14 protein-coding genes are annotated in these 13552 nt (G+C 60.2%); 2 read left to right on the plus strand and 12 right to left on the minus strand.

Annotation, left to right across the window (positions count from 1 at the left end; translation table 11 throughout):
* Positions 1–99: 99 nt before the first annotated feature.
* From NQL71_RS03670 to minC, 4 genes are all read right to left on the minus strand, one after another.
* Positions 100–735, minus strand: a complete 636-nt coding sequence (locus NQL71_RS03670) for an RluA family pseudouridine synthase (RefSeq protein ID WP_020800410.1) — start codon at positions 733–735, stop codon at positions 100–102.
* Positions 736–833: 98 nt separating this feature from the next.
* Positions 834–1088: a cell division topological specificity factor MinE gene (gene minE / locus NQL71_RS03675; protein WP_007974947.1), complete on the minus strand. Its 255-nt coding sequence runs from the start codon at positions 1086–1088 to the stop codon at positions 834–836.
* 3 nt (positions 1089–1091) lie between these two features.
* Entirely contained in the window at positions 1092–1904 is an 813-nt protein-coding gene (gene minD, locus NQL71_RS03680) for a septum site-determining protein MinD (protein WP_046817963.1), read from the minus strand.
* 200 nt (positions 1905–2104) lie between these two features.
* Positions 2105–2842 carry a septum site-determining protein MinC gene (minC, locus tag NQL71_RS03685; RefSeq protein WP_046818010.1) on the minus strand — a complete coding sequence of 246 codons (738 nt, stop codon included), beginning with the start codon at positions 2840–2842 and terminating at the stop codon, positions 2105–2107.
* 118 nt (positions 2843–2960) lie between these two features.
* On the opposite strand from minC, the gene NQL71_RS03690 reads away from it, so the two are divergent.
* Together NQL71_RS03690 and NQL71_RS03695 are read left to right on the plus strand one after the other, a co-directional pair.
* Positions 2961–3893 carry a lipid A biosynthesis lauroyl acyltransferase gene (locus NQL71_RS03690; protein WP_274642283.1) on the plus strand — a complete coding sequence of 311 codons (933 nt, stop codon included), beginning with the start codon at positions 2961–2963 and terminating at the stop codon, positions 3891–3893.
* A 35-nt stretch (positions 3894–3928) separates the two neighbouring features.
* Positions 3929–5101 carry a patatin-like phospholipase family protein gene (locus tag NQL71_RS03695; protein WP_046817965.1) on the plus strand — a complete coding sequence of 391 codons (1173 nt, stop codon included), beginning with the start codon at positions 3929–3931 and terminating at the stop codon, positions 5099–5101.
* A gap of 82 nt (positions 5102–5183) precedes the next feature.
* On the opposite strand, the gene NQL71_RS03700 is transcribed toward NQL71_RS03695, so the two are convergent.
* From NQL71_RS03700 to puuE, 8 genes are all read right to left on the minus strand, one after another.
* Positions 5184–5969: an outer membrane protein OmpK gene (locus tag NQL71_RS03700; RefSeq protein ID WP_046817966.1), complete on the minus strand. Its 786-nt coding sequence runs from the start codon at positions 5967–5969 to the stop codon at positions 5184–5186.
* Between the two features lie 374 nt (positions 5970–6343).
* Entirely contained in the window at positions 6344–7129 is a 786-nt protein-coding gene (locus tag NQL71_RS03705) for an outer membrane protein OmpK (protein WP_046817967.1), read from the minus strand.
* Between the two features lie 160 nt (positions 7130–7289).
* Positions 7290–8648: a nucleobase:cation symporter-2 family protein gene (locus tag NQL71_RS03710; protein WP_274642284.1), complete on the minus strand. Its 1359-nt coding sequence runs from the start codon at positions 8646–8648 to the stop codon at positions 7290–7292.
* 138 nt (positions 8649–8786) lie between these two features.
* Positions 8787–10091 (minus strand): urate hydroxylase PuuD, encoded by a 1305-nt coding sequence (locus NQL71_RS03715; protein WP_077185489.1) that lies wholly within the window; start codon positions 10089–10091, stop codon positions 8787–8789.
* Between the two features lie 51 nt (positions 10092–10142).
* Entirely contained in the window at positions 10143–10646 is a 504-nt protein-coding gene (locus NQL71_RS03720; RefSeq protein WP_007898831.1) for an ureidoglycolate lyase, read from the minus strand.
* A 135-nt stretch (positions 10647–10781) separates the two neighbouring features.
* Complete coding sequence (gene alc, locus NQL71_RS03725) at positions 10782–11777, minus strand: allantoicase (protein ID WP_046817970.1); 996 nt, start codon at positions 11775–11777, stop codon at positions 10782–10784.
* An 89-nt stretch (positions 11778–11866) separates the two neighbouring features.
* Complete coding sequence (gene uraD / locus NQL71_RS03730) at positions 11867–12382, minus strand: 2-oxo-4-hydroxy-4-carboxy-5-ureidoimidazoline decarboxylase (RefSeq protein WP_046817971.1); 516 nt, start codon at positions 12380–12382, stop codon at positions 11867–11869.
* Positions 12379–13305: an allantoinase PuuE gene (gene puuE, locus NQL71_RS03735; protein WP_046817972.1), complete on the minus strand. Its 927-nt coding sequence runs from the start codon at positions 13303–13305 to the stop codon at positions 12379–12381. Before puuE ends, uraD begins: the two co-directional genes overlap by 4 nt.
* Between the last annotated feature and the right edge of the window lie 247 nt (positions 13306–13552).

Genomic DNA, 13552 nt, shown 5'->3' on the forward strand with positions numbered 1-13552 from the left:
GGGGCAATGCAGGTGCACGGCTGTTTGACATGTTGTAACAAGAAATGAAGAACGCCCTTGAGTGCAAGGGCGTTTTCAAGGGCTTGCGCGGTTATTGGCTCAAAAAGGTGCAGGGCACTCGAAGCGCAGTCGCTCACCGCTTTGTGGGTGCGTGAAGCTGAGCATGCTGGCATGCAGGCAGAGTCGTGGCCAGGCGGCCAGGGCTTGCTCATGGGCGTAGAGTCCGTCGCCCAGCAGTGGGTGACCGATCGACAGCATGTGCACGCGCAATTGGTGCGAGCGTCCGGTGATCGGCGTGAGTTCGACGCGGCACCAGTCGCCACAGCGCTCCAGTACACGCCAGAAGGTCAGGGCGTGTTTGCCGAATTCATGGTCCACCACGTGGCGTGGCTTGGTTGGCGGGTCGTAGCGCAGCGGCAGGTCGATGCTGCCACTGTCGAGCTCGGGCTGGCCCCAGCACAGGGCGGTGTAGGCTTTTTCCGTTTCGCGGTCGTGAAACTGTCGGGACAGTTCGCGGTGCGTGTCGGGATCCCGGGCCAGCAGGATGATGCCGGATGTTTCCCAATCCAGGCGATGGACGATTCGCGCTTCCGGGTAACCGTTTTCCTGCAGGCGGGTGATCAGGCAGTCCTTGTTATCGTCGGCCCGACCGGGCACGGAGAGCAACAGGGTGGGTTTGTTGACCACCAGGACAGCGGCGTCCTCATGGATGATGTGGATATTGGACAGCGGCATAAAACAGCCTCGTAACAAACGCCAACGGCGACTCAGAACCCTCGGTCCCTAGTAAAGGAGCGAGGGTTCTGAGCCGCCGTGGCTCCAGCCGGATCGACTCAGCGATCTGGCAGGGTGATATTGAGTTCCAGAATCGAGCAGCTGCCCTGGCTTTCCAGTGCGACGTGCACATCATCGGACCCGATATTGACGTACTTGCGAATCACCTCGACCAATTCCTTCTGCAAGGCTGGCAGGTAGTCCGGGGTACTGCGTTGGCCGCGTTCGTGCGCCACGATGATCTGTAGACGCTCTTTCGCTACCGACGCGGTGCTTTGCTTTTTGTTGGCACGAAAGAAGTCAAAAAGGTTCATTGTTTAATTGCCTCCAAACAGGCGCTCGAAGAATCCCTTCTTCTGTACATCGAGGAAACGATGTTCCACGGTTTTGCCCAGCAGGCGGTCGACGGTGTCGCTGTAGGCCTGCCCGGCATCGCTCTGGTCGTCGAGAATCACCGGAACGCCCTGGTTGGATGCCTTGAGCACCGCCTGGGATTCAGGGATCACGCCGAGCAGGGTCACCGAGAGGATTTCCTTGACGTCTTCGACGCCGAGCATTTCGCCCTTGCTCACGCGCTCTGGATGGTAACGGGTAATCAGCAGGTGTTCCTTGATCGGGTCTTCGCCGCGTTCGGCGCGGCGCGACTTGCTGGCCAGCAGGCCGAGCATGCGGTCGGAGTCACGTACCGAGGACACTTCCGGGTTGGTCACGACGATCGCTTCGTCAGCGAAGTACATGGCCAGGTGAGCGCCTTTTTCGATACCCGCCGGGGAGTCGCAGACCACGAACTCAAAGTCTTCCTTGAGTTGCATCAGGACTTTTTCCACGCCTTCGACCGTCAGCGCGTCTTTGTCGCGGGTCTGGCTGGCCGCCAGCACGTAGAGGTTTTCCAGGCGCTTGTCTTTGATCAGGGCCTGCTGCAGGTTGGCTTCGCCGTTGACCACGTTGACGAAGTCATATACCACGCGGCGCTCGCAACCCATGATCAGGTCGAGGTTACGCAAACCGACGTCGAAGTCGACGATGACTGTTTTGTGACCGCGCAGAGCGAGGCCGGTACCGATAGCGGCGCTGGTGGTGGTCTTACCCACACCACCCTTGCCGGATGTAACCACGAGAATCTTGGCCAAGGTGTTTCACCCCTAAGGAAAAAGGACTTTTAGCCCCTGAAAAACATCTCTTGAAAACTACAGCAGTTGGACAGCCTTGGCTGGAATGTGGCCGCAGACGGCATTTACCCCCGGTAAACACTGTCTGTAGCCTGTTTCCTACTTCGTTTGAGCCGTTTTCGCTACGTTTTAGAGATGCTTGGAAAATGCGGCAGTATCCGTTAAAGCCGAATGATGTTCAACACGTCGCCTGACAGGCTGACCTGGACGCCCGAGCCCCACAACGGGTCGCGGCGCAGATCTTCGGAAACCTTGTAATGACCGGCGATGGAGATCAGTTCAGCGCTCATTTGCTGGCAGAAAATCCGTGCCTTGGTATCGCCCTTGACGCCCGCCAGCACACGACCGCGCATCGGGCCGTATACATGGATGTTCCCATCGGCGAGAAGTTCCGCCCCCGGGCTTACCGAGGAGATCACAACCAGATCGCTGCCCTGGGCATAGATCTGCTGGCCACCACGTACTGGCGAGGTGATGATTTTCGTTGGCTTGATCGTCGGTTCCGCTGGTTTTTCCGGCTTTTTCGCAACGACCCCTTCGTTCAGGTCCAGCGCTCGCTCACGGGCACCGGACGGCGGCAGCACCGGCAGGTCGACCGCGATGGCGGCCGCGATGTCTTCGATACGGCTGGCGCGGATAGCCAGGGTGCGCAGGCCGTGCTGGCGACAGACGCGCATCAGGCCGGGCAGATCGACTGCGCCACCGTTGGCCGGGAGTTTGTCCAGGGCCAGTACCAGCGGCGCGTTGCTGAAGAAGTTCGGCGCCTGGGCGACCTTGGCAGCCAGTTGCCGATCGAGGCTTTCAAGGTCATTACGGGCCAGTTCCAGCACCGTTATGGCGAGCATGCTGCCCTTCAGCTGGAACACGGGATCTTGGTCTAGCGGTTCGGTTTGGCTCATGTTCGGCATACAACGACTTGTCACTAAAAGTGCCCAGACTTATAACGAGAACGCCCGCAAGCCGCAAGCCGGGTCGAACGATGTAGAATGCGCGGCCATCGTCTTTTCGGAACCATTAATGGATCGCCCGCGTTTTCGAACAACTTTTCTGATGCCACGTTTCTGGCCGCTCTGGTGCGGCCTGGGGTTGTTATGGCTGATTGTCCAGCTGCCGTATCCGGCGTTGCTGTGGATCGGTCGGGTCCTGGGTGCCGTGATGTATCGAGCGGCGGCCGACCGGCGGCGCATTGCCAAGCGCAATCTCGAGCTGTGCTTCCCGGAAAAATCCGCGGCCGAGCGCAAGCGACTGCTCAAGGAAAACTTCGCTTCCACCGGAATCGCCTTCTTTGAAATGGCCATGAGCTGGTGGTGGTCGCGCGAACGGCTGACGAAACTGGCCCATGTCGAGGGTCTGGAGCACCTGAAGAATGCCCAGCGTGACGGCAAGGGCGTGATCCTGATGGCTGTCCACTTCACCACGCTGGAAATTGGTGCCGCGCTGCTCGGCCAGCAGCACACCATCGACGGTATGTACCGCGAACACAAGAACCCGTTGTTCGACTATGTACAGCGTCGCGGGCGGGAGCGGCACAACCTCGATTCCCTGGCGATCGAGCGCGAGGACGTGCGCGGCATGCTCAAGTTGCTGCGGGCCGGCCGGGCGATCTGGTATGCACCGGACCAGGATTATGGCGCCAAGCAAAGCATTTTCGTGCCGTTGTTCGGCATCCAGGCCGCCACCGTCACCGCCACCAGCAAATTCGCCAGGCTGGGCAAGGCGCTGGTGGTGCCGTTCACCCAGGAGCGTCTCGCGGACGGCAGTGGTTATCGCCTGGTGATCCACGCGCCGCTCGAAGGCTTTCCCGGTGAAACCGAGGAAGCCGACTGCTTGCGCATCAATCAGTGGATCGAAGGCGTGTTGCGTGACTGTCCAGAGCAATACCTCTGGGCCCATCGCCGCTTCAAGAGCCGCCCGCCCGGTGAGCCGAAGCTGTACGCAAAACGCGGCTGAACGGCCGATCCCGACATGCACCATGGAGCGTTGCGATGAGTCCTGCTGAACCGGTCACAGGGTTGATTCTTTCCGGCGGCGGGGCTCGGGCAGCGTATCAGGTGGGCGTACTGGCGGCGATTGCCGAGTTGCTGCCCTTGGGCGCGGACAATCCTTTTCCGGTGATTGTGGGCACGTCCGCCGGGGCGATCAATGCGGTCAGCCTGGCCAGCGGGGCAATGGATTTTCGCGCGGCCATCGAGCGCCTGACGGCGTTCTGGCAGGGCTTTCGCAGTCACCTGGTGTTGCGCAGCGACTGGCCGGGGGTGATCAGCCAGGCCACCCGGTTCGTCAGTCACAGCTTGCTGGGCCTCGGCGCGCAGGTGCCGGTGGCGTTGCTCGACAGCTCGCCGTTGCGCGGGTTGCTCGATGACAAACTACAGATGAGCGGCATCGCCGACGCCATCGCCCAAAGGCAGTTGCACGCGGTCGCCGTCACCGCCTTCGGTTATGAGTCCGGCCAGGCGGTCACCTTCTATCAGAGCGGCGGCACCATCGACGCCTGGTTGCGCCATCGCCGGATCGGCATTCCCACGCTATTGTCCGTTGACCATTTGCTCGCCAGCTCCGCCATTCCGCTGCTGTTCGCTCCGGTGAAAATCGGCGAGGAATATTTCGGCGATGGCGCGGTGCGCCAATCGGCGCCCATCAGCCCGGCGTTGCACCTGGGCGCCAGTCGAGTGCTGGTGGTGGGTGTCAGTGGCAACCCGCGCGGCATCGATCCCGAGCAGCCGCTGCAGCGCGCCTATTCCGGGCAACAACCGACCCTGGCGCAGATTGGCGGGCACATGCTCAACAGTACGTTCATCGACAGCCTGGAAAGCGATATCGAGCTGTTGCAGCGCTTGAATCAGTTCAGTCACCTCATGCCCGATGGCACCCCGGTCCGAACGCTGGGCGTGGCACCGGTGGAAGTGCTGGTGATTTCACCGAGTCAACCGATCGACGAGATTGCCGCAAGGCACCGTCAGGAGCTGCCAGCGGCGCTGCGCCTGTTCTTGCGTGGACCGGGGGCGACCAAGACCAGCGGGGCAGGGGTGTTGAGTTATCTGCTGTTCGAGGCGGGGTATTGCAGCGAGTTGATCGATCTGGGGCGGCGGGATGCGTTGGCCAAGCGCGATGAGTTGTGCCGATTTTTGGGGTTGGCGCAGCCGGTGGATCCGGCCTGAGATCGGAGGTGAAGCCGTCGCGAGCAGGCTCGCTCCCACAGTTGATCGCGTGTGGGAGCGAGCCTGCTCGCGAAGTTTTAAATCAGAAGTGAACCTTGACCAGGAAGCTGGTCACGCTCTGATCCGTCTTGAAGCCCTGGCTGTCTTCGATACCGTACTTGTTTTTCCAGTAGTCATACTCGACACCGACGTACAGTTGCTTGGCACCCAGGTTCAGCGCCTTGCCCAGGTCGTACTTGACCTGCGGGTTGAAGTGCAGGTTGGCGTGGTATTCGCCTTTGTCGTTGACGTCGTTGTCGACTACCCAGTCCATGAAGCCGTCGATCAGCACGTCCGAGTCGCCCACCGGGATGGTGTAGGACCATGCCGGAGTGATCTGCCAGACATCGTCACCCGGGCGGTCGCCTTCCGTGTGACGGTTGTAGAAGTTCAGCTGGAAGTAGTCGAAGCCGGGGATGGCCAGGTCGAAGCCCGGACCAATCAGGTACGACTCGGTGTCGTCTTCGCCGAACTCGTAGGTCATGGCCAGCAGCACGTCCTTGATCGGGCCGAACTCCAGCTTCTGATCGAAGATCTTGTTGAACGACAGGCGCGGGCTGAATTCGCCGTAGTGAGTGTTTTCACCCGCGAAAGAGTCTTCCTTGCCGTTGTAGAAGATCTTGTCGATGAAGAAGAAGTTGTCGCCGTATTTCCAGCCGTCGGCGTGTTCGAAGGTCACGGTCTGCTGGATGCGCGGGTTGACCTGGAAGTCCTTGCCATACAGGTAGGTCAGGCTGTTGTTCTGCCATTGCAGCAAGTCGCCGGCCATGGCCTGACCCCCCGCCAGCAATGATCCCGCCAGCATCAGGCTAGTGCACGTACGTTTCATTCGGTTGCTCCCAAAAAGTAGTGGTTTCACGTTATTTTTTTAAGGTCGACGCTCTGGTGTGGCGTCTTTTCCGTAGCTGCAAAAAGTCATCCAATCGGTCAGCTTTAGTGCTGTAAGCAAGAGCTGCGCCAAGGCTTTCAGAAAACAAAAAAACTCCCGCTCGGCTGCTCAAAAACAGTCGATTGAGAGTGGTTTGGGGATGCCTTGGTACCGTCCAGAGCCGGGATAAGTTGGCTTTCTGGTCAGGAATTAAATCCGGGCTTTTTTTTAAAGCGGATTCAGGCGGCCGCGGAGAATACTGACTCCTTGGCCAGGTCTCAAGTGCCCCGCAACAGCGCACCGACGACAGGTGTGGGGCACGGTTGCGGGTCATCTTAGAAATGCACCTTCACCAGCAGGCTGGTGGTGTTTTCATTGGTGTCGAGATTGCCGTTGTTTTCGATGCCGTACTTGTCTTTCCAGTAGCTGTATTCGACGCCGACGTACACCTGTTTTTCCCGCCAGCCAAGGGTTTTGCCCAAGTCGTACTTGATCTGCGGGTTGAAGTGCACGTTGGCGTGATAGGTGCCGTGGGAGTTCTGGTCGTTGTCCACCACCCAGTCCAGGTAGCCGTCGATCAGCACGCTCGAGTTGCCCAGTGGAACGGTGTAGGACCAGGCCGGGCTGACCTGCCAGACATCATCGCCGGGACGCGAGCCTTCTGTCTGGCGGTTATAGAAGTTCAAGGTGAAATAGTTGAAGCCTGGTATGGCAAGGTCGAAACCGGGGCCGATCAGGTAGGCCTCGGTGTCGTCTTCGCCGTTCTCGTAGGTCATGGCCAGCAGCACGTCCTTGATCGGGCCGAATTCGAAACGGCGGTCGAGGATCTTGCCCAGGGAGAGGCGCGGGCTGAACTCGCCGTAATAGGCGTGAACACCCTTGTTGCGGTCTTTCTCGCCGTTGTAGTAGGTGCTGTCGATGAACATGAAGTTGTCGCCGTACTTCCAGCGATCGGCGTGCTCGAAGGTTACCGTCTGCTGGATCGACGGGTTGACCGCGAAATCCTTGCCGTACAGGTAGCTCAGGCTGTTGGTTTGCCACAGCAGCAAATCGCCGGCCATGGCTTGAGTGGCGGCCAAAAGACCGCCTGCCAACAACAGGTTTGTCTGTGTACGAATCATCTGTTGCTCCCTCTTTTTCTTATTTTCAAGGCGCAGGAAACCCCTACCCCCTGTAGGAGCTGGCTTGCCAGCGAAGAGGCCAGCAGATCCAGAATCAATCTCGCCTGATACTCCGCTTTCGCCGGCAAACCGGCTCCTGCAGGGGGTGTGTGCTTCTGACTTAGTGGGTGTGGGCGTGGCAGTCGTTGATGGCCGCGCGTTCAGCGCCGCCAAGGATGTTGAACAGCAGGTTCAGCGTTAGCGCACTGAGCGTGGCCATCGCGATACCGCTGTGGGTGATCGGGCTCATCCACAGGGGCAGGTGGGCGAAAAACTCCGGACGCACCACCGGGATCAGGCCCATGCCGATGCTCACCGCCACCAGCAACTGATTGCGCCGGTCGCCGATGTCGGCTTCCTGCAGGATCTTGATCCCGGTGGCGGCGACCATGCCGAACATCGCAATCGCCGCGCCGCCCAGCACCGCCGGGGGAATCGAGGCCACGAGGAATGCGGCCTTGGGCAGCAGGCTCAGGACGATCAGCAAGCCACCGGCGACAATGGTCACCGAACGGCAGCGCACGCCGGTCATCTGCACCAGGCCGATGTTCTGCGCGAAGGAGGAGTGGGTGAAGGTGTTGAAGAAACCGGCGAAGAATGAAGCGCCGGCGTCACACAGCAGGCCACGGCGCAGCATTCGCGGGCAGACTTCCTGGCCGGTGATCTTGCCCAGGGCGAGGAACATGCCGGTGGATTCGACGAAAATGATCACCACCACCAGGCACATCGAGAGGATTGGCGCGAGCTCGAATTTCGGCATGCCGAAATGCAGCGGGGTGACGAACTGCAGCCATGGCGCCTGAGCCATGCCGCTGAGGTCAACCATGCCGAGCACGCCGCAGAGCACGTAGCCCAGGCACATGCCGATCAGCACCGAAATATTGACCCAGAAACCGCGCATGAAGCGATGCACCAGCAGGATGGTGCCCAGTACCAGCGCGGCGATGGTCAGGTAGATCGGCGAACCGAATTGAGCGGCAGCCGCGCCGCCGCCGGCCCAGTTCACGGCCACGGGGAACAGCGAAAGACCGATCGAGGTGATGACCGTGCCGGTCACCAGAGGGGGGAAGAAGCGCACGACCTTGGACATGAACGGCGCGATGAGCATGCCGAAGAATCCGGCGGCGATTGTCGCGCCGAAGATCCCCTGCAGGCCGATGCCGGGCATGCCGGCCATGGCGACCATGCTGCCGACGGCGGCGAAACTGGCGCCCATCATCACCGGCATGCGAATGCCCATGGGACCGATACCGAGTGACTGGACGAAGGTGGCGATGCCGGCGACCAGCAGGTCGGCATTGATCAGGAAGGCGATTTCTTCACGACTCAGGCCAGCGGCCTGTCCGATGATCAGCGGCACCGCGATGGCGCCACCGTACATCAGCAGAACATGTTGCAAACCGACCAGGATCAGTTGCAAGAGAGGCAAACGCTGAATGGCGGGTGCGTCGGGGATGCGTGCTTGGGAGAGCTCGGACATGCAACACCTCGGATCATTTTTATTCTTGTGATTTTGTGCATCAGGTGGACCGCGTCGCGGCCAATCGCTGGCAAGCCAGCTCCTACAGGTCATGCGAAACCCTGTAGGAGCTGGCTTGCCAGCGAAGCTTTTCAACGATTAATTGGTCGGAGCACCCTGAACAATCCAGGCGCCGATCAGGTCACGTTCCTGCTGGGTCATCTGGGTGATGTTGCCCAGTGGCATGATCTGGCTGGCGACGGCTTGAGCCTGGATCCGCGCGGCGTTCTGGCGGATCTGCTCGGGGGTGTCGAGCATCACGCCGGCCGGGGCTGCGCTGAACAGCGGGCTGGTCGGTTTGGACGAGTGGCAAACCGTGCAGCGTTCCTGAATCACGCTGTGGACCTTGTCGAAACCAGGACCGGCATTGGACGCTTGCGCCGGGGCGGCGGCAGGCGCTTGTGCAGGTTTGGCTTCGGCCGGTTTCAAGCCACCGCCCACTGCTGTTTCCGGCAGTGGCTGGTACTCGATCGCAGCAGGTGCCTTGGCCACTTCAGGGGCGCTGGACATCGGCTTCGGCCCGGACACGTAGGCCAGGCAAATCATGCCCACCGCTGCCACTGGCAGGGTCCAGGCAAACTTGTGGCTGTCGTGGCGGGTGTTGAAGTAGTGACGCACCAACACCGCCAGCACCGCGATCCCGGCCAGGATCAACCAGTTGTACTGGCTGCCATAGGTGCTCGGGAAGTGGTTGCTGATCATGATGAACAGCACCGGCAAGGTGAAGTAGTTGTTGTGACGCGAACGCAGCAGGCCTTTGGCCGGCAGCGCCGGATCCGGCGTGCGGTTCTCGGCAATCGCCGCCACCAGTGCGCGTTGCGCCGGCATGATGATGCGGAACACGTTGCCGACCATGATGGTGCCGATGATCGCGCCGACGTGCAGGTACGCACCACGACCGCTGAACACCTTGCTGAAGCCATAGGCCGCGCCGATGATCAGCACGAACAGGATGAAACCGAGCAGGGCAGGGCGCTTGCCCAGGGCCGAGTCGCAGAGGAAGGAGTAGACGAACCAGCCGATGAACAGCGAGCCGATACCGATGGCCACGCCTTCAGGGCCGCTCAGGGTGCTGCCCGGAGCCAGCAGGTAGAGCGTCGGATTGGAGTAGAACACCACGCACAGCAGCGCGATACCCGACAGCCAGGTGAAGTAGGCTTCCCATTTGAACCAGTGCAGGTTGTCCGGCATGGTCGGCGGAGCCAGTTTGTATTTTTCCAGGTGATAGATACCGCCGCCGTGGATCGCCCACAGATCACCGGCCAGACCGCTTTTCGGGTTGACCCGATTGAGGTTGTTTTCCAGCCAGACGAAGTAGAACGATGCGCCGATCCAGGCCACGCCGGTAATCATGTGAACCCAGCGCACGCTCAGGTTCAGCCATTCCAACAGATGTGCTTCCACAGTCTTTACCTCTCGCCTGTCACTCTTGTTGTCGAGTGATCAGACCTTCTCTTATTGGTGGGGGGCGAGGATCAAACGCTCATCCTCTTTGAAAAAATGCTCATCGCAGTTATTGCCTGTGCCACTGCGATCAACCACCAGGAAGTCATCCCGCTTTTCGATCGTCAGCACCGGGTGGTGCCAGACGCCGCGATGGTAATTGATGCCCTGCCTGCCGTTGGTGACGAAGGCGCGGACCAAGCCTGATACAGGTTCATCGCCAAGTGGCGCGACCACGATCAGAAAGGGGTTGCCGAGCAGCGGAATGAAAGCCTGGCTGCCCAGCGGATGACGCTCCAGCATGCAGACGGTCAGCGGCATGTCCTGCGCGTCGGCGCGGAAAATGCTGATGATCGCCTTGTCCTCTGGCGTTGCGGTTTCCACCGTCGCCAGTTTGTGAAAGCGCATGGTCGAACCGTTGTTGATCATGAAGTGATCGCTGCCGTCGGTTTCGATCACGTCACCGAAAGGGGCGAAGGCTTCTTTGGTCAGCGGTTCAATCGTCAGTGTGCGCATGCTGTTCTTATCCGAATTCTGTGTTTGATCGTTCCCACGCTCTGCGTGGGAACGCCGCCATGGACGCTCCGCGTCCACTGTGACGCGGAGCGTCACGGTATGCATTCCCACGCAGAGCGTGGGAACGATCGGGTGTTACTTCGCAACCTTGCCGAGAACGCGCAGGCGGCTCACGCCACCGTCCGGGAACACGTTCAAGCGGATGTGGGTGATCGGGCCCAGGGCCTTGATCTGCTCGGCGAAGGTGTGTTCGGCGTGCATTTCCAGCTTCTGGCTTGGCAGCAGTTCGCGCCAGAACAGCGACTGGGTTTCGATCTGGCTGTCGGTACCGCCTTTCACGAACGCGCCCTGGATCGAGCAGCTGTCCGGGTAGTTGCCCTTGAAGTGCAGGGTATCGACGATGATTTTCTCGATCTCGCCCGGGTGACCCAGGGCGACGATTACCCAGTCATTGCCCGGTGTGCGACGACGCGCGGTTTCCCAGCCGTCGCCCATGTTGATGCCACGGCCCGGGTTGAGGATGTTGCTCATGCGGCCGAAGTGTTCGTCGGAGCAGGCGAGGGCGCGGCCACCGTTGAGGGCTGCGGCCAGGTCGACTTGCTCGTTGTCGCCCACAGCCGACCAGTCGCGGAACGGAATGCCGTAGACGCGCAGGCGGGCTACACCGCCGTCCGGGTAGATGTTGAAGCGCAGATGGCTGAAGGCCTGGTCGTTGCTGATTTCGTGGTAGTGGTGGCTGTTGCCTTGCAGCTCGACGGCGGACAGTACTTCAGTCCACTGGGTGTTTGCATCCGGCTCGCCCGAGGCCAGGAAGCAGGCTTCCAGGGAGGCCGACGGTGGGAAGTTGCCGGTGAAGAATGAAGTATCGATGTCCACGCCCTTGATCGAGCCAGGCACACCCAGGCGGATCACCGCGCTGTCGTAGCCTTCGAAGCGCTTGCGGCGCGACTCCCAGCCGTCCATCCACTTGCCGTTGTCATCGAACACGCCCTCCTTCCACACGGCCGGGGTCGGTTGGAACAGACGGTTGGCGTCTGCGAACCAGTCATCGGTGACCGAGATGATTTTGGTGCCCAGGCGGGCGTCGGCCAGGTTGACGAACTTCTCGAAAGGTACGGCGTAAGCTTTCATTCTTCTTGTCTGCCTTTAATAAGTTGGCTTGGGATGCTTGCAGGGCCCAGGGTACTTTTCGCGTTTAACAGCACCCGGGCCAGGCTTGCTTATAGGGTCAGTAATCGGAACAGGGCGATCTTGTTGATCTCCGCCAGCGCGCACTTGAACTCGGTATCTTGCGGGTTGTGGATGCGCGTTTCGAACGCCGCGAGGATCTGATGCCGGTTGCTGCCTTTTACCGCCATGATGAAGGGAAACTTGAACTTGGCCTTGTAGGCGTCGTTCAGCTCGGTGAAGCGCTGGAACTCTTCGGCCGTGCATTGGTGAATACCGGCGCCAGCCTGTTCATGGGTGCTGGCTTCGGTGAGTTGGCCCTGGACGGCGGCTTTGCCGGCCAGGTCTGGGTGAGCGTTGATCAAAGCCAGCTGGCTGGCGTGATCGGCGCTCAACAGGATGTCGCTCATGCGCTGGTGCAGGGTTTCGATCTGGTCGATCGAAGCGTCCTGGCCCAGGTCGAAGGCCTTTTCGGCCACCCATGGCGAATGTTCGTAGATGTCGGCGAAGGCTTTGACGAAAGCGTCGCGGCTCAAGGTCGAGGGTTTCAAGGTTTGAAAGGCGCTCATTTCGCGGCCCCTTGGTACGGGTGGGTTTCCTGCCAGTGGCGCGCGATGTCGACGCGACGGCTGAACCACACCTGTTCATGACTTTTAGCGTATTCGATAAAGCGCTTGAGCGAAGCCAGGCGCGCCGGACGGCCAATCAGCCGGCAGTGCAGGCCGATAGACAGCATCTTCGGTGCTTCGGCGCCTTCGGCGTACAGCACGTCGAACGCATCCTTGAGGTATTCGAAGAAGTCGTCGCCCTTGTTGAAACCCTGGACCTGGGTGAAGCGCATGTCGTTGGTGTCCAGGGTGTACGGGATCACCAGGTGCGGCTTGCCGGTCGGGTTGTTCGGTTCCCAGTAGGGCAGGTCGTCGTCGTAGGTGTCGCTGTCGTAGAGGAAACCGCCTTCTTCCATCACCAGCTTGCGCGTGTTCGGACCCGTACGGCCGGTGTACCAGCCCAACGGGCGTTCGCCGGTGATTTCGGTGAGGATGCGGATCGCCTCGAGCATGTGCTCGCGTTCCTGGGCTTCGTCCATGTACTGGTAGTCGATCCAGCGGTAGCCGTGGCTGCAGATCTCGTGGCCGGCCTCGACCATGGCGTGGATCACATCCGGGTGACGCTGGGCGGCCATGGCCACGGCGAACACGGTCAGCGGAATGTCGAATTCCTTGAACAGTTTCAGGATCCGCCAGACGCCAGCGCGGCTGCCATACTCGTAAAGCGATTCCATGCTCATGTTGCGCGCGCCTTGCAGCGGTTGCGCCGAGACCATTTCCGAAAGGAACGCTTCAGACTCTTTGTCGCCGTGCAGGATGTTGCGCTCGCCGCCTTCTTCGTAATTGAGTACGAAAGACAGGGCGATGCGGGCATTGCCCGGCCAGTGTGGGTGCGGAGGGTTACTGCCGTAACCGATCAGGTCGCGAGGGTAGTCAGCGCTCACTGCAGTCTTCCTTCTTGTTCGTGTTGACAGGTGGTGTGGCGCGCCCGAGGGTGCAATGGCAGGGTGGCGTCACAGCGATGGAGTGATTGTATACAACTTTATATTGATTTTGTAAGCCTGATTTTTTGCATTTTTCATCAGCGGTCATCTGACTTGCGGTTTCCGGGCTCTTACCCGTCCCGTGCAAGAAATTTGCCTGATTGGTCAACTAACGGCTTGAAAGCAGCGCAAGCGCAAGGATCGCTGG

Origin of the sequence: Pseudomonas serbica (assembly GCF_028823535.1) — a bacterium.
In the GTDB taxonomy this organism is placed as follows: domain Bacteria; phylum Pseudomonadota; class Gammaproteobacteria; order Pseudomonadales; family Pseudomonadaceae; genus Aquipseudomonas; species Aquipseudomonas serbica.